We start from the raw sequence: 16,128 nt of genomic DNA on the forward strand, positions 1-16,128 counted from the left end.
TAATCTCTCGGTGCAAGAGCCCCTTGCGCTGTTGCGCCAGGGGCTTCGTCTATCTCGGGGCCGAATCCGGCGGCCTTCCGCCGCCAGGATGCCCCGCCCGGAAGGGGTGTACGCCTGTGCCCGCACTCGTGCTCGTCGGGGCTCAGTGGGGTGACGAGGGCAAGGGGAAGGCCACCGACCTCCTCGGCGGCTCCGTGGACTACGTGGTCCGCTACCAGGGCGGCAACAACGCCGGCCACACGGTGGTCGTCGGCGACCAGAAGTACGCCCTCCACCTCCTCCCCTCCGGCATCCTCAGCCCCAACTGCACCCCGGTGATCGGCAACGGCGTCGTGATCGACCCGGGCGTGCTGCTCTCCGAGCTGTCGGGTCTGGAGCAGCGGGGCATCGACACCTCCAAGCTGCTGATCTCCGGCAACGCGCACCTGATCACGCCGTACCACCGGACGATCGACAAGGTCACCGAGCGCTTCCTGGGCAAGCGGCGGATCGGCACCACCGGGCGCGGCATCGGGCCCGCCTACGCGGACAAGATCAACCGCGTGGGCATCCGGGTGCAGGACCTCTTCGACGAGTCGATCCTGCAGCAGAAGGTGGAGGCCGCCCTCCACGACAAGAACCAGATCCTGGTCAAGCTCTACAACCGCCGCGCGATGCCGGCCGAGCTGGTCGTCCAGGAGTACCTCGGCTACGCCGAGAAGATCCGCCCGTACCTCGCCGACACCACGCTCGTCCTCAACCAGGCGCTCGACGCCGGCAAGGTCGTGCTGCTCGAGGGCGGCCAGGGCACCCTGCTGGACGTGGACCACGGGACGTACCCCTTCGTGACCTCGTCCAACCCGACGTCGGGCGGCGCCTGCACCGGCTCCGGCATCGGGCCCACCCGCATCGACCGGGTCATCGGCATCCTCAAGGCGTACACCACCCGCGTGGGCTCCGGTCCGTTCCCGACCGAGCTCTTCGACGAGGACGGCGAGGCGCTGCGCCGCATCGGCGGCGAGCGGGGCGTGACCACCGGCCGCGACCGGCGCTGCGGCTGGTTCGACGCGGTGATCGCCCGCTACGCGACCCGGGTCAACGGCCTCACCGACTTCTTCCTCACCAAGCTGGACGTGCTCACCGGCTGGGAGCAGATCCCGGTCTGCGTCGCCTACGAGATCGACGGCCGCCGGGTGGAGGAGCTGCCGTACAACCAGTCGGACTTCCACCACGCCAAGCCGGTCTACGAGATGCTGCCGGGCTGGTCGGAGGACATCACCAAGGCGAAGACCTTCGGCGACCTGCCGAAGAACGCCCAGGCGTACGTGAAGGCGCTGGAGGAGATGTCGGGCGCCCCGATCTCGGCCGTGGGCGTCGGCCCGGGCCGCACCGAGACGATCGAGATCAACTCCTTCCTGTGACGCGGGTCCCGTGACACGGGTCCTGCGACCCGGGTCCGGTGACCGCCGCCCCGGCCCCCGCGGGCCGGGGCGGCGGCGGTGCCGCCGGCGGATCCGCGCCGGCGGCGCCCCCCCCCCCCCCCCCCCGGGGGGGGGGGGGGGGGGGGGGCCCCGCCGCGGCCCCCCCCCCCCCCCCACCGCCGTGTCCGGACCCTATTGCACTGGTGCAGAACCCCGTTGCCTCTAGTGCAATCGGCCGCTACAGTCCCGTCCATGCCCGCCGCCACACCCGTGCCCACCGTCCTGGAGGGCGGCCGCGTCCGCCTGGAGCCGCTGGCCCCCGCCCACCTGCCCGACCTGTTCGCCGCGGGTGGCGGGGACGACGAGGTGTGGCGCTGGCTCCCCCACCGCACCCCCCGCACCGAGGACGAGCTGCGCGTCCTCGCCGGACAGCTGCTCGCCGACGCCGGCCGGGGCCTCTGCGTCCCCTTCGCGGTCGTGGACCGCACCACCGGCCGGGCCGTCGGCTGGACCGCCTACCTGGAGGTCGTGGAGGAGGACGAGCGGCTGGAGATCGGCTGGACCTGGTACGGCCGCGCCGTCTGGCGCACCGCCGTCAACACCGAGTCCAAGCTGCTGCTGCTCGCCCACGCCTTCGAGGACCTCGGCTACGGGCGCGTGCAGTGGAAGACCCACCACCGCAACGAGCGCTCCCGCGCCGCCATCGCCCGCCTCGGCGCCGTCCAGGAGGGCGTCCTGCGCCGCCACCGCCGGTACCCCGACGGCAGCTGGCGCGACAGCGTGTACTTCTCGATGCTGGCCGACGAGTGGCCCGCCGCGAAGGCCCGGCTCACCGCGCGCCTCGCCCGGGGCTGACCGGCGGGCCCGAGCGGCGCCGTCCGGCGGGCCCGCGGGCCGCGCCGGCTGACAGGGTGTCGCCCGCCGGGGGCAACGGCAGACAGGGTGCAGCTGCCCGCGGCGGGCGGCGCTTCCTAGGGTGTCCGGTATGAGCATCGCTGCCGACCCTTCCGCGGGGCAGGCCGTCAAGGCCGCGGACCGCGCGCACGTCTTCCACTCGTGGTCCGCCCAGGGCCTGATCGACCCGCTGGCCGTGGCCGGCGCCGAGGGCTCCTCCTTCTGGGACTACGACGGCCGGAAGTACCTCGACTTCTCCTCCCAGCTGGTCAACACCAACATCGGCCACCAGCACCCCAAGGTCGTCGCGGCCATCCAGGAGCAGGCGGCGAAGCTCTGCACCTTCGCCCCCGCCTTCGCCATCGACGTCCGCAGCGAGGCCGCCCGGCTGATCGCCGAGCGCACCCCCGGCGACCTCGACAAGATCTTCTTCACCAACGGCGGCGCCGAGGCCAACGAGAACGCCGTCCGCCTGGCCCGCCTGCACACCGGCCGGCAGAAGGTGCTCGCCACCTACCGCTCGTACCACGGCGCCACCGCCAACGCGATCGCCCTCACCGGCGACCCGCGCCGCTGGCCCAACGAGACCGGCACCTCCGGCGTCGTCCACTTCTGGGGCCCCTACCTCTACCGCTCGAACTTCCACGCCGCCGACGAGGCGCAGGAGTGCGAGCGCGCCCTGGCGCACCTGGAGCAGGTCATCGCCTTCGAGGGCCCGCAGACGGTCGCCGCGGTCATCCTGGAGACCGTGGTCGGGACCGCCGGCATCCTGGTCCCGCCGCCCGGCTACCTGGCCGGCGTGCGGGAGATCTGCGACCGGTACGGCATCGTCCTCGTCCTCGACGAGGTGATGGCGGGCTTCGGCCGGACCGGCGCCTGGTTCGCCGCCGACCACTGGGGGGTCACCCCGGACCTGCTCACCTTCGCCAAGGGCGTCAACTCCGGCTACGTGCCGCTGGGCGGCGTCGCCATCTCCGCCGAGATCGCGGCGACCTTCGACGAGCGGCCCTTCCCCGGCGGCCTCACCTACTCGGGCCACCCGCTGGCCTGCGCCTCCGCCGTCGCCACCATCAACGCGATGGCGGAGGAGGGCGTCGTGGAGAACGCCCGCGAGATCGGCGAGCGGGTGCTCGGCCCGGGCCTGCGCGAGCTCGCCGAGCGCCACCCGTCGGTCGGCGAGGTGCGCGGCACGGGCGTCTTCTGGGCGCTGGAGCTGGTCCGCGACCGGGAGACCCGCGAGCCGCTGGTGCCGTACAACGCGGCGGGTGCGGCGGGGAAGCCGATGGCGGACCTCGCCGCGGCCTGCAAGGAGCGCGGGCTGTGGCCGTTCGTCAACATGAACCGCCTCCATGTCGTGCCGCCGTGCAACGTCTCGGAGGGCGAGGCCAAGGAGGGCCTGGCGATCCTGGACGAGGCGCTCGCCGCCGCCGACGCGCACACCGTCTGACGCGGCGCCCCTCCGCACGCCCCACCCGCACGCCCCCCGCGTGCCCGGCGGGGACACCCGGCCCGGGGACACCCGGCCGGGGCCGCACACGCACCCGGCCGCCCCACCGCAGGCCGCCGACGGGCCGGGTCCGCCTCCCCCGCACGGGAGCCGGACCCGGCCCGCCGGCCGTCCGCCCCCGGGGCCGCGCCCCCGCACGGGAGCCGGACCCGGCCCGCCGGCCGTCCGCCCCCGGGGCCGCGCCCCCGCCGTCCGCCCGTCCGCCGTCCGTCCGCCGGTGACCCCCGGCGCCCCGGCGCCCCCTTCGCGTACGGTGTACGGGTCGTCGGCCGCCGGGGAGGAGAGCGCGCATGACCGCAGGCAGCGGATCCGCCGTCGTGCGCCGCAGCAGCCTCCGCGAGCAGATCGCGGGCGCCCTGCGCGAGGAGATGATGGCCGGGCGCCTCGCCGCCGGCACGCGCTTCACCGTCAAGGAGATCGCCGAGCTCTACGGAGTCTCGGCCACTCCGGCCCGGGAGGCGCTGGTCGACCTCACGGCGCAGGGGCTGCTGCGGGTGGAGCACCACCGGGGCTTCGCCGTCCCCGCACTGGACTGGCAGGACTTCCTCGACATCGTCGAGGCCCGCACCCTGCTCGCGGACAACGTTTTCCGCCACCTCGGCCGCCGCCCCACGGGCATCGCCTGGGACCGGCTGCCCAGCGTGCGGCGCCGGGCGGAGGCCGCGACCCGGGCGGCCCGGGCCGGTCAGCTGGACGTCCTGGTCGGCTGCGACCGCCGGTTCTGGCGCGAGGCCGGGGGCCTGCTGGGCAACCCGCGGATCAGCGACTACCTCGACCTGCTGCGGGTGCAGTCGTGGATGTACGCCGCCCCCCGGCTGCGGGGCCGCCCCGACCTGGTCCGGACCTGCTGGGACGGTCACGTGGAGCTGGTCGACCGGATCGCGGAGCGCGACCGGGCCGGCGCCCACCGGATGGTCCTCGCGTACAACCGGGCCGCGGTGGAGCTGATGGCGCGGCTGGACGGGCACGAGGTGCCGGGGCTGCTGCCCGACGGGCCGGACGCCCCTGCGGCCCCGCCCCCCGCCGCCCCCGCGTCCGCGCCCGCGTCCGTGCCCCGGCAGTCCGCCCCCGGCGGCGGCCCCGCCCCCGGGGACCGGTCCGCCCCCGGCGGCTGGTCCCCGGAACCCGGCTGACAGTCCGGTCCGGGCCGCGCCCCCGGCCGGTAGGGTGAGCGTTCCGTGCCCGGGCGGAGTACAGAGCGCCACGGTGCAGCGGACCGTCCCCACCCCCGACGCCGCGCCTGACCGGCGCACAGGAGTGCCTGTGGCCTGCGACATCTGGCTCGTCCCCCTCGTGGACGTCCTCTGCCACGCTCCGGAGAACCCCTTCCGGGACGACCTCGACGTCTACAACGCCGCCCTCGCCGCCCAGGGGCTGCCCGAGGTGCCGGTGTACCGCTACATGCCGGGCCTGAGCGGCGACGTCGAACCCGTCGCCGCCTTCGACTACGACTCGCTGCACTTCCTGCGCCGCGCCTACCTGCTGCAGCTCACCGGCTTCGAGGTGGCCCCGGTGGGCGAGCTGGGCGGCGACTACGAGCAGCTGCTGGAGATGTTCGAGTCCACGGCGGAGCAGTCGCACCTCGTCTGGCACTTCGACCACGCGGGCGCGTACGTGCCGGTGGACTTCGCCGCGCCGCTGGTGGACGAGTCGCTGCTGGCCGCCGGCGGCCCGCTCGGCTCGGTCCACGGGCTGCTGCGCGAGCTGGAGGCGGTGGCGCCGGTGCTGGGGATCGACCCGGCGGCCCCCCCGGCGCCGACCCGGCCGCTGGGGCCGACCGAGCTGGAGCAGCCGTTCCACCCCCCGCTCGACGACCTGGGCCCGTTCGCCCGGGAGCGGCACGCCTGGGCCGGACTGCACGCCGCGGCGGTGCGCAGCCTGGGCCAGGGCTCGATGATCGTCTTCGCCTGAGTCGTCGTCCCGGCCCGCCCCGTGCGGGGCGGGCCGGGACGACGGACGCTCAGCGCAGCGGACCCTCCGGGGGCCGCTGGCGCGGCATGGTCGGCCGGTTCCCCGGGCCCGGCAGGACCCGCACCTGGGCGCCGCCGCCCGCCTCGCTGCGGCCGCCCCACACGCCGGGGGCCTGCGTCGGCAGCCGGGTCATGGCGGCGCGGAACTCCAGCATCCACTCCGCGGTCTCGCTGCGGACCATGTCCGAGACGTCCTCGCAGAACCGGCGCAGCACGCCCAGGCAGCGCTCCGCCGCCTCGGCCGCGGTGCCCTCCGTGGGGCCGAGCACCTCGCGCACGCACTCCGACGCCCAGTCGAACTGGAACGCCTCCAGGCGGCGCTGCAGCGCCTGCGCCGTGCTGACGTCCCGCATCCACCCGGAGGTCAGGCCGAACGCCCGGTCCGCGACCACGCAGGCGCCGGCCAGCACGAACAGCACATAGCCCCAGGGCGCCGCCCCCCGCCACACGCCGGTCAGCCCGAGCAGCGGCAGCCCCGCGCCGCAGGCCGCCGCGACGGCCGCCACCAGGCGCAGGGACCGGGCGGCCCGGCGCTTCCAGGCGCGGTCGCGCAGGTACCAGTCGACCGCCTCGACGGCCCGCTCCTCGGACCAGCGGTACAGCTCCTCCAGCCGCTCGGCGGGCTCGCCCCAGTCGCCCAGGGGGAACTGGCGGGCCCCCAGGTCGGCGCGGCGGGGCCGGGCGCCGTCCTCGGCGGTGGCCGGGGCGGGCTGGTCCTCCTCGCCCGGCTCCCCGCTCCAGGGGTTCTCCTCCTCGGGCTGCATTTCCGGCTGGCTCACCTGTGGCACTCCCTGTGCGGCCGTACCGGCCGGGTGCCGGCAGTTCTCCAAAGGCACTTCTTACCGCCAAATGGCTGACCGCGGGGGCGGTTCGGCAGGGACGCACCCGGGGTGCCGCCCCCGGACCCCGAGGTGGGAGCCGGTCCGGACCGGCGCGGATTTCACCCGGGAGAGTGGGTGTCCCGCGCGCCCCGAATGTGACGGAATCGACAAATGCCCACCGCGGGCGGGCCGCCGCCGCCCGGGCCGCCGGGCCCAGGCACTACCCTTGCCAGGCGTGAAGGTCCTCGTCATCGGCGGCGGCGCCCGCGAACACGCCCTGTGCCGCTCCCTGTCCCTCGACCCCGACGTCACCGAGCTCCACTGCGCCCCCGGCAACGCCGGCATCGCGCAGGTGGCCCGGCTGCACCCGGTCGACCAGCTGGACGGTGCGGCGGTGGCCGACCTGGCCGCCGGCCTCGGCGCCGGCCTGGTGGTCGTCGGCCCGGAGGCCCCGCTGGTGGCGGGCGTCGCCGACGCCGTGCGCGACCGCGGCATCCCCGTCTTCGGCCCCTCCCGCGAGGCGGCCCTGCTGGAGGGGTCCAAGGCCTTCGCCAAGGACGTGATGGCCGCCGCCGGGGTGCCCACCGCCCGCTCCTACGTGTGCACCACGCCCGAGGAGGCCGCCGACGCGCTGGACGCCTTCGGCGCCCCGTACGTGGTGAAGGACGACGGCCTGGCCGCGGGCAAGGGCGTCGTCGTCACCTCCGACCTGCAGGAGGCCCTCGCCCACGCCGCCGCCTGCGGGCGCGTGGTGATCGAGGAGTTCCTCGACGGCCCCGAGGTCTCGCTCTTCGCCGTCACCGACGGCACCACCGTCGTGCCCCTCCAGCCCGCGCAGGACTTCAAGCGGGCCCACGACGGCGACGAGGGGCCCAACACCGGCGGCATGGGCGCCTACTCGCCGCTGCCCTGGGCCGGCCCCGAGCTGGTGGACGAGGTCCTGGCGACCGTGCTCCAGCCCACCGTCGACGAGCTGCGCCGCCGCGGCACCCCCTTCTCCGGCCTGCTCTACGCCGGCCTGGCGATCACCTCGCGCGGCGTGCGGGTCATCGAGTTCAACGCGCGCTTCGGCGACCCGGAGACCCAGGTGGTCCTGGCCCGCCTGCGCACCCCGCTGGCCGGCCTGCTGCTCGCCGCCGCCACGGGCCGGCTCGACGAGCTGGAGCCGCTGCGCTGGAGCGACGGCGCCGCCGTCACCGTGGTGGTCGCCGCCGAGGGCTACCCGGCCTCCCCGCGCTCCGGCGACCCGGTCGAGGGCCTGGCCGAGGCCGAGGCGGCCGACGGCACCGCCTACGTGCTGCACGCCGGCACCCGGCTCGGCGAGGACGGCGCGGTCCTGTCGGCCGGCGGCCGCGTCCTGTCGGTCACCGCGGTCGGGGAGGACCTCGCCCTGGCCCGCCGACGGGCGTACGACGCGGTGGCGCGGATCCGGCTGGCCGGCTCCCACCACCGCACCGACATCGCGCTGAGGGCCGCCGGCGGGCAGGACACCGGCCGGGACGGCAGGCAGGACGACGGCGCGCGGTAGGCGGAGCGGCGGTCCGGGGCCTCGGGCCCGGTGGCGTGCGGGCGGTGCCCTCACCTCACCGGACCCAAGGCCCCGGACTGTTTTCCGGGTCCGCCGCCGTGGGGCGGCCCGGTGCCGAACGGCGCCGCCCGGCCAGTCCTTCGGGTGAAGCGGGCGGTATCCGGCTGACGCCGGAAGGGAGGTGGCCGTATGGTGCCCAGGACCGCGGATCCGGCTCGTCGTACCGGGGGGAGTCCCGCCGGGTGACCGGGGCCGCGCAGGGGGATGCTGCGGTTCGGGACCAGCCGCCTCTTTCGGGGGAAGGAGGCGGAACCCGGAACGGCGGCCCGTGCACGCACGTCAGACGTGACAGAGGCGCTGCGGAGAGCGTCCGGTCCATGACCGGATCGCAGCGGTTCTCCACCGTTCCACTGTGGATTCTCGGACTCTTCGGACCGGGTCGCAGCGCCCGCCGTCGGAGCAGGACCGGCGGACGGGTGAGGCGGCGGCAGGGGGTGTGACGGAAGGTGGCAGGTGTCGACGCGGCGCGAGCCCGTGCCCATGCGGTCCTGCGGGTCCGCGGCCTGGCCGTGGCGGCCGCCGCGCTCCCTGCGGCCGTCGCCGTCGTCCTTCTCGCCGGGCGGGCGACCGGCAGGCTCGGCGCCCCCGGGTCGCCCGACGCGGCGGCCTGGGACGCGGCCCGCTGGGCCGCCTGCGCCGTGGCCGCCGCGACCCTGCTGCTGGGCGCCGCCGTGGCCGCGGTCCTCACCCGCGCCCGGCCCCCGCAGACCCCCTCGGTGGCGGTCCGCGAGCGCGAGGCACCCGAACTCCACCGGCTGATCCGCGACCTCGCCGCCCGGATGGAGGTGCCGGCCCCGTCCGCGATCGCCCTCACCCCCGACTGCGACAGCTGGCTGGAGGACGCCGGCACCCCCGCGCCCGGCCCCCCGCTGCCGCACCTGCCCGGCCGCCGCCCGGAGCCCCCCGCCCCGGTGCTCGTCATAGGCTCGCCCTTCCTGTGGTGGATGCGCGTCCCCGAGCTGCGCGCCCTCCTCGCCCCCGTGGTGGCGGGTACCGCCGCCTCCGCCGACCCGGACATCGCCGCCGCCCGCCGCTTCGTCCGCGGCCTGGACGCCGCCTCCGCCACCGTCCGCCGCGGCCGCGGCGGACCGCCCTCCGGCACCCCCTCCCTCCTGCGCCTGCTGCACCGGGCCGCCCTGGCGGTCCTCGACCGGATCACCCGCACCCTGCTGCGCGCCTGCCGCGGCCACGCGGCCGAGCTGGAGCGGGCGGTGGCCGCCTGGGCCTCGGAACAGGCCCTCGCCGTCGACTACGGGCTGCGCATCGCGGCCCAGGAGCAGGTCGGCCTCGCCTACGCGGGGTGGGACCGCCTGCTGACCCGCGTGGCCCTGCCCGCCTGGCGCATCGCCTGCCTCCCCACCCACCTGAACGCCGGGGTGGTCGCCGCGCTGACCGAGCTCTCCCGCCGCGACCGGCTCGCCGAGGGCTTCGAGCGGCGCCTCGGCGACCGCCCCGCCTGCGACCTGCTGGAGGAGCCCGGATCCGTCGACGAGGCCGTCTCGCTGCTCGCCGCCCGCCTCTTCCACGGCGTCCCCCGCGACGCGGGGAAGGGCGCCCGCGGCTGGGGCCGGGTCGGCTGGGAGGAGTACCCGGCGGCGGTGGTCGACCGCATCTGGCGCTCCCAGGCCGCCGCCCTGCACGCCGCCGTCGACCGCACCGCCCCCGGGGGCCCGGCCGGTCCGGGCCGGGGGCCGGACGCCGTCCGGCGCCCGCCGCGGCGGACCCGCCCCGGGACCGGCCCGGGGGCCCGGGGCGGCCGGGGCGCCCGGGACGACGCCGCGGCCGGCACCGGCCCGACGCTGGCCCGGGTGCTGGAGCGGCTGCGGGCCGGCGACGCCGACCGGCTGGCCGCCGAGCTGGCCCCCCGGCCGGGCCGCGCGTCCGACGGGGCGGGCGGGTCCGGTGAGCCCGGCGGGTCCGGCGGACCGTCCGGGGCCTGGGAGCCCGCGGGGCAGCCCGAGCCCGGCCAGGCGCTCCTGCCGGTGCCGCCGCGCACCGGGCGGGACCTCCTCGCCGACCACGTGGCCGCGATGGTGTGTTGCGCCGCCGTGGACACCGCCGGCGCCGTGCCCGGCCTCGACTGGCTGGACGGCCCGGCGCTGCTGGTCCGAGGCACCCGCCGGACCGACCTGGCCGCCCCCGTCGTCCGCGCGGTCGAGCAGGGCGACGACGGCCCGCTGCGCGACTGGCTGGACGCCGTCGGTGTGCGGCTGGAGAAGCCGGTCCGGCTCGCCTGACGTCCGCCCGGCGTCCGTCCTTCCGGGCGTCCGTCCGGCGGCGTGTGCGCCCGTGCGCCACCCGCCCCGGCGGCGGCGCCCGCGGTGCCACCGGCCGGGGACGCCCCCGAGGACGCCCTCCCGGAGGGCCCGCCGAGGATGATCGGCAAGAACATTTGTCATATTCGTACCCACACGGGGTGACGCAACGGTGGCAGGATGTGATGTGCTGGACGTGCGCCGGGCGCGGGCGGTCCGGACGGCCGCCGCACTCTCCCGCGTCCGCGTCGGGGCAGGAGGGACACCGTGGGGACGGATCAGATCCGCCGCTGGGAGTCGGGTGCGCTCGCGCACGCCGTGACCGACCCCTTCGGGCTGGGCCCGCTGCCCTGGCTGCGCGGCGCCGACACCTACGTCGAGGGCTCCGGCCCCGACGCCGCCGGGACCGTGCTCCCCTGGTACGTCGACCTCGCCGCCCCCGGGCAGCAGCTGCTGCCCGGGACCAGGCGGGTGCCCGACCGCGCCGGGCCGGGGGGCGCGCCCCGCAACTCCGACGACGTGGACTGCCGGATCAAGGGCTTCGCCTCCGCCGGGACGGTCCGCCCCGGCGGCTCCGTGGACCTCCGGGTGACCGTCGACCCGCCCCGCGAGTTCACCGTCGACGTCTACCGCATCGGGCACTACGGCGGCGACGGCGCCCGCCACATGACCTCCGGGCCCGGCGTCAGCGGCCTGCGGCAGCCGGCCCCGCTGGTGGCGGGGCGCACGGTCTCCTGCCACCACTGGTGGCTCTCCTGGCGGCTGCACATCCCCACGCACTGGCAGCCGGGCGCGTACGTCGCGGTCCTCACCACCGTCGACAGCCTGGACCGCACCCACATCCCCTTCACCGTCCGCGACGACCGCCCCGCCGACCTGCTGCTGCTCCTCCCGGACGTCACCTGGCAGGCCTACAACCTCTTCCCGGAGGACGGGCACACCGGCGCCAGCCTGTACCACGCCTGGGACGAGGAGGGCAGGCTGCTCGGCGAGCAGGACGCCGCGGTGACCGTCTCCTTCGACCGCCCGTACGCCGGGGCCGGCCTGCCGCTGCACGTCGGCCACGCCTACGACTTCGTGCGCTGGGCGGAGCGCTACGGCTACGACCTCGCGTACGCCACCGCCACCGACCTGCACGCCGGCGCGGTCGACCCCGCCCGCTACCGCGGCCTGGTCTTCCCGGGCCACGACGAGTACTGGTCCGCGCCCATGCGGCGGGCCGCGGAGCGGGCCCGGGACGCGGGCACCTCGCTGGTCTTCCTCTCGGCCAACACCATGTACTGGCGGGTCGAGCTGTCGCCCTCCCCGGCCGGGGAGCCCGACCGGCTGGTCAGCTGCCGCAAGCGCCGCCGCCCCGGCCCGGGCGTCCCCTTCCAGGGGCCGGCCGGCGCCCGCACCGCGCTGTGGCGGGACGCCGGCGAGCCGGAGCAGGGGCTGCTGGGCGTCCAGTACGCCGGGCGGGTCCCCGAGCCCGCCCCGCTGGTCGTGCGCAACGCGCACCACTGGCTCTGGGAGGGCACCGGGCTGCGGGAGGAGGACCCGGTGCCGGACCTGGTGGCCGGGGAGGCGGACCGGTACTTCCCCCGGGTCGCCCTGCCCGAGCACTCCGAGCGCGTCCTGCTGGCCCACTCCCCGTACACGGACGCGGCCGGCGTGCGCCGCCACCACGAGACCTCGCTCTACCGGGCGCCGAGCGGCGCCTGGGTCTTCGCCTCCGGCACCTTCGCCTGGTCCCCGGCGCTGGACCGCCCCGGCCACACCGACGACCGCATCCAGCGCGCCACCGCCAACCTGCTGGACCGGATCTGCAAACGGGGGTGACCCGGCGGGCCGTCCGCCGCGGCCCGGCGTGGGTGCCCGGGAAAGCCCGGCCCGGGTGATATCCACCTGAGGTGGGCGGAATATGACGGTATGCCGGATTGGTCCGGTCCCGTCCGCCCGCGGCAGACGCTCGCGGAACGGAGAGGGGCCGTGCATGTCCGGCAGTGACGATCAGGAGACGGCGTCCGGACCGGTGCGCGGCGGGACCCCGCCGTCGCGGTGGCGGTGGGTCTCCGAGCACCAGGTGCTGGCGGGCCTGCTGGCCGGCGCGGTCCTGCTGGCGGGCGGCGCGGGGGCGGCCTGGCTCACGGTCGGCGACCCGCGGCCGGACGTGCCGACCGCCCGGGTGGAGCGGCGGGCGCTGGACGGTTCGGTGCTGGTCCGCGGCACGGTGACCACGGCTCAGACCGTCCAGGTGACGGCGCCCGCCCCGGGGGCCGGAGGAGCCGTCCGGGCGGTGGTCACCGGGCTCCCGGTGCGGACGGGCCAGACGGTCGCCGCCGGACGGGTGCTGGTGGAGATCTCCGGCCGCCCCGTCTTCGCGCTGCCCGGCGCCCTGCCCGCCTACCGCGACCTGCGCCCGGGCGACCGCGGCGCGGACGTCACCCAGCTGCAGAAGGCCCTGCGCGGCCTCGGCCTCCGCACCGGCCGGGACCGCGCGGGCGTGTTCGGCCCCGGCACCGCGGCCGCGCTCACCGCCTTCTACGCCTCCCGCGGCTACACCCCGCTGCCCGCCCGCCCGGACGGCGACACCCGGCTCGCGGAGGTCCGCAACGCGGTGGCCGCCGCCCGCCGGGCGCGCCAGGACGCCGCGGACGCGCTGGCCGACGCCCGCGACCGCAGGGCCGCCCTGCCCGGCGGCGCCTCCGCGGCGGACCGGACGGCCGCCGGCCAGGCGGTCGCCGAGGCGCGGCGCCGGGTCAGGAGCGCCGACGCCGACCTCGCGGACGCCCGGGGCCTGCTGACGGCGGAGAAGGCGGCGGACGGGCCCCTGCTGCCCGTCTCCGAGGTGCAGTACCTCCAGGGCTTCCCGGCCGTGGTGGACGCGGTCCCGGTGGCGGTCGGCGGACTGGTCACCGGCAGCGCCATGACCGTCTCCGCGGACGGCATGGTCGTCTGCGGGGGGCTCCCCGCCTACCAGCGGGCAGTGGTCCGGCCGGGCCAGCCGGTGCGGATCGTCTCCGAGGCCGGCCGGGTCAGCGCCGGGGGCACCGTCGTGTCGGTGGCGGACGTGCCGGTCCGGCAGCAGGCGGCCGTCGCGGCCCAGGACGGCTCGGCCCAGGACGGGTCGGCGCAGGACGGCCCGGCCCAGGACGGGTCGATGCGGCAGGGGGCGGTACCGGGCCGCCCCGTGCAGGACTCCGGCCGGGTCGCGCCCGCGGCGGACCCCGCCGCCTGCCCGGTCGTGGTGCGCCCCGACCACCAACTGGACCCGGGCATGGAGGCCCAGCAGGTCCTCCTGTCGGTCCAGGCCCCGCCGTCCCGCGGCAGCGTGCTGGCGGTGCCCGCACCGGCGATCCGCACCGGCGGCGACGGGCGCGCGGTGGTGACGGTGTACCGGAAGCACCGGGAGCGCACCGTGGAGGTCGTCCCCGGCGCCTCCGGCGGCGGCTGGACCGAGATCCGGCCCCTCGACGACGGCGCGGTGCGGGAGGGGGACCGGGTGGTCCTGGACGGGGCGGACCGGACGGGCACCGGCCCCGCCACGGCCGCGCCGTTCCCGGCCCCTTCCCCGGCGGCCCCGGGACCGGCCTCGGCGGGCCGGCGGCCGGGGCCGCCCGCGGCCGTCCTCACGCCGGGGACCCCGGCGGCCCGACCGTCCCGGGCGGCGGGCCGGCACGCGTGAAAGACTCCCGGCAGGCAGCCCCTGAACACGAGGTAGTGAAGCGTTGAGCGGATTCGTCGAGAAGCCCGAGCCGGTCCAGGTCCCCGGCCTCGTCCACGTCCACACCGGGAAGGTGCGCGACCTCTACCGCAACGCCGCCGGCGACCTGGTGATGGTCGCCAGCGACCGGATGTCCGCCTACGACTGGGTGCTGCCCAACGGGATCCCGGACAAGGGGCGGATCCTCACCCGGCTCTCGCTCTGGTGGTTCGACCTGCTCGCCGACACGGTCCCCAACCACGTCCTGTCCGCGGAGGTCCCGGAGGGCGCCCCCGCCGACTGGGAGGGCCGGACGCTGGTCTGCCGCGACCTGCGGATGCTCCCGGTGGAGTGCGTCGCGCGCGGCTACCTCACCGGCTCCGGCCTGCAGGAGTACCGGCGCGACCGGACCGTCTGCGGCCTCGCGCTGCCCGAGGGGCTGGTCGACGGATCGGAGCTGCCCGCCCCCGTCTTCACCCCGGCGACCAAGGCCGAGGTCGGCGAGCACGACGAGAACGTCCCCTACGAGGAGGTCGCCCGCCGCGTCGGTCCGGAGCTGGCCGCCCTCCTGCGGCAGACGACGCTCGCCGTGTACGGGCGGGCCCGGGACGTGGCGAGGGAGCGGGGCATCATCCTCGCGGACACCAAGTTCGAGTTCGGCCTCGACCCGGAGACCGCCGAGGGCGGGGAGCCGCGCCTGGTCATCGCCGACGAGGTGCTGACGCCGGACTCCTCGCGCTTCTGGCCGGCCGACACCTGGGAGCCGGGCCGGCCGCAGCCGTCGTTCGACAAGCAGTACGTCCGGGACTGGCTGTCGTCGCCGGCCTCCGGCTGGGACCGCAGCGGTGACACGCCGCCGCCCGCGCTGCCGGACGAGGTCGTGGAGCGCACCCGCGCGAAGTACGTGGAGGCGTACGAGCGGCTGACCGGCACTCCCTGGAGCTGAGCCCGGCCGCCGGAGCCGGGCCCGCCGCCTCCCGCACCCCGACCGGGGTGCGGGAGGCGGCGGGTTCCGCCGGTGCGCGGAAAAGCAGAAGGCCCGCTCCTCGGAGCGGGCCTTCTGCATGTGGAGCGGACGACGAGATTCGAACTCGCGACCCTCACCTTGGCAAGGTGATGCTCTACCAACTGAGCCACGTCCGCATGATCATTATGGTGCCACCCGCTTCCGGGTGGACGTTTGTGCTGCGAGCGGACGACGAGATTCGAACTCGCGACCCTCACCTTGGCAAGGTGATGCTCTACCAACTGAGCCACGTCCGCACGGTGCCTTCGGCACCTGCCTCCGCCTCCCTGCCGGGCTGCGGCGACGAGGATTACTCTACAACATCCCCGGGGGTGCTTGTCGCATCCCCGCCGCGGCGGCGCGTGACCGCCGCGGCGGGACGGGGCCGGGAGGGGTCTCAGCTGGCCTCGGCGAACTTCTCGTACACGTGCTTGGGGATGCGGCCGCGGGCCGGCAGGTCCATGCCGTGCGACTGGGCCCAGGCGCGCACCGCGGCCGGGTCCGGGGCGACGGCGGTGCGGCGGAAGGACTTGCCGCTGCGGCTCTGCCGGCGGCCGGCCGCCACGTACGGGGCGAGGACCCCCCGCAGCTTCTCGGCGTTCTCGGCCGACAGGTCGATCTCGTACGACTTGCCGTCGACGCCGAAGTGGACGGTTTCCTCCGCCGCACCGCCGTCCAGGTCGTCGGAGAGCGTGACCACTACACGCTGTGCCATGGGTGTCAATCCTCTCGGGCAATAGGACCGCCCCCGGCGACGGGGAGCGCCGGGAGGTCCGGTGTGCACCGGCCGTCGGGCGGTCCGCCGCAGGGGCGCGGCAATCCGCCGGGTGCGAACCACCTGCCGCGACCGGTGCTCTTATTCTGCACCAAAACCCGACAGGAATTGAACCCTCTACTTTTCCCGCGCCGAATATCCGTACCGGCCGGATACCGGGTCGGATACCGGGCCCATACCTCCGGTCGATCTGCCCGGAGTGCCGGTAATGGCAGCGTTCCCCGGGG

12 protein-coding genes and 2 tRNA genes are annotated in these 16,128 nt (G+C 76.6%); 10 read left to right on the forward strand and 4 right to left on the reverse strand.

Translation table 11 applies throughout. The features are described from left to right. The first annotated feature begins 116 nt into the window (after positions 1-116). The 5 genes from ACFY07_RS25090 (at position 117) to ACFY07_RS25110 (ending at position 5,712) form a co-directional block, all read left to right on the forward strand. On the forward strand, positions 117-1,400 hold the full coding sequence (locus ACFY07_RS25090; protein ID WP_230746462.1) for an adenylosuccinate synthase: 1,284 nt from the start codon (positions 117-119) through the stop codon (positions 1,398-1,400). Positions 1,401-1,652: 252 nt separating this feature from the next. Then, entirely contained in the window at positions 1,653-2,255 is a 603-nt protein-coding gene (locus ACFY07_RS25095) for a GNAT family N-acetyltransferase (RefSeq protein ID WP_390871822.1), read from the forward strand. A gap of 130 nt (positions 2,256-2,385) precedes the next feature. After that, positions 2,386-3,741 (forward strand): aspartate aminotransferase family protein, encoded by a 1,356-nt coding sequence (locus ACFY07_RS25100; RefSeq protein ID WP_390871823.1) that lies wholly within the window; start codon positions 2,386-2,388, stop codon positions 3,739-3,741. 350 nt (positions 3,742-4,091) lie between these two features. Next, entirely contained in the window at positions 4,092-4,934 is an 843-nt protein-coding gene (locus ACFY07_RS25105) for a GntR family transcriptional regulator (protein ID WP_390871824.1), read from the forward strand. 130 nt (positions 4,935-5,064) lie between these two features. Then, entirely contained in the window at positions 5,065-5,712 is a 648-nt protein-coding gene (locus ACFY07_RS25110; RefSeq protein WP_230746468.1) for a hypothetical protein, read from the forward strand. 49 nt (positions 5,713-5,761) lie between these two features. Here the strand turns inward: ACFY07_RS25110 and ACFY07_RS25115 are convergent, their stop codons facing one another. Beyond that, positions 5,762-6,550 (reverse strand): SLATT domain-containing protein, encoded by a 789-nt coding sequence (locus ACFY07_RS25115; protein ID WP_390871825.1) that lies wholly within the window; start codon positions 6,548-6,550, stop codon positions 5,762-5,764. A 277-nt stretch (positions 6,551-6,827) separates the two neighbouring features. Here ACFY07_RS25115 and purD point away from each other — a divergent pair, with 277 nt between their 5' ends. The 5 genes from purD to ACFY07_RS25140 all read left to right on the forward strand — a co-directional run bounded on the left by purD (position 6,828) and on the right by ACFY07_RS25140 (position 15,066). Beyond that, entirely contained in the window at positions 6,828-8,120 is a 1,293-nt protein-coding gene (gene purD, locus ACFY07_RS25120) for a phosphoribosylamine--glycine ligase (protein WP_390871826.1), read from the forward strand. Positions 8,121-8,626: 506 nt separating this feature from the next. Then, a complete protein-coding gene (locus tag ACFY07_RS25125; protein WP_390871827.1) occupies positions 8,627-10,417 on the forward strand; it encodes a hypothetical protein in 1,791 nt (596 codons plus the stop codon). A 285-nt stretch (positions 10,418-10,702) separates the two neighbouring features. Beyond that, positions 10,703-12,256, forward strand: coding sequence for a N,N-dimethylformamidase beta subunit family domain-containing protein (locus tag ACFY07_RS25130; RefSeq protein WP_390871828.1), 1,554 nt, complete (start codon positions 10,703-10,705; stop codon positions 12,254-12,256). Between the two features lie 154 nt (positions 12,257-12,410). Next, positions 12,411-14,102 carry a peptidoglycan-binding protein gene (locus ACFY07_RS25135; RefSeq protein ID WP_390871829.1) on the forward strand — a complete coding sequence of 564 codons (1,692 nt, stop codon included), beginning with the start codon at positions 12,411-12,413 and terminating at the stop codon, positions 14,100-14,102. A 43-nt stretch (positions 14,103-14,145) separates the two neighbouring features. Beyond that, positions 14,146-15,066 carry a phosphoribosylaminoimidazolesuccinocarboxamide synthase gene (locus ACFY07_RS25140; RefSeq protein WP_390871830.1) on the forward strand — a complete coding sequence of 307 codons (921 nt, stop codon included), beginning with the start codon at positions 14,146-14,148 and terminating at the stop codon, positions 15,064-15,066. A 121-nt stretch (positions 15,067-15,187) separates the two neighbouring features. Here the strand turns inward: ACFY07_RS25140 and ACFY07_RS25145 are convergent. The 3 genes from ACFY07_RS25145 to ACFY07_RS25155 all read right to left on the reverse strand — a co-directional run bounded on the left by ACFY07_RS25145 (position 15,188) and on the right by ACFY07_RS25155 (position 15,841). Further along, positions 15,188-15,263, reverse strand: a tRNA-Gly gene (locus ACFY07_RS25145). Between the two features lie 47 nt (positions 15,264-15,310). Further along, positions 15,311-15,383 (reverse strand) — tRNA-Gly (locus ACFY07_RS25150). A gap of 140 nt (positions 15,384-15,523) precedes the next feature. Then, positions 15,524-15,841 (reverse strand): Lsr2 family protein, encoded by a 318-nt coding sequence (locus tag ACFY07_RS25155; RefSeq protein ID WP_390871831.1) that lies wholly within the window; start codon positions 15,839-15,841, stop codon positions 15,524-15,526. Between the last annotated feature and the right edge of the window lie 287 nt (positions 15,842-16,128).

The organism is Streptomyces sp. NPDC001380 (genome assembly GCF_042895785.1).
Classification (GTDB): domain Bacteria; phylum Actinomycetota; class Actinomycetes; order Streptomycetales; family Streptomycetaceae; genus Peterkaempfera.

Bases quoted from the DNA above. Each gene is read 5' to 3' on its own strand.
- ACFY07_RS25095 (WP_390871822.1), top strand. From the start codon at position 1,653: ATGCCCGCCGCCACACCCGTGCCCACCGTCCTGGAGGGCGGCCGCGTC.
- ACFY07_RS25100 (WP_390871823.1), top strand. From the start codon at position 2,386: ATGAGCATCGCTGCCGACCCTTCCGCGGGGCAGGCCGTCAAGGCCGCG.
- ACFY07_RS25105 (WP_390871824.1), top strand. From the start codon at position 4,092: ATGACCGCAGGCAGCGGATCCGCCGTCGTGCGCCGCAGCAGCCTCCGC.
- ACFY07_RS25135 (WP_390871829.1), top strand. From the start codon at position 12,411: ATGTCCGGCAGTGACGATCAGGAGACGGCGTCCGGACCGGTGCGCGGC.
- ACFY07_RS25155 (WP_390871831.1), bottom strand. From the start codon at position 15,841: ATGGCACAGCGTGTAGTGGTCACGCTCTCCGACGACCTGGACGGCGGT.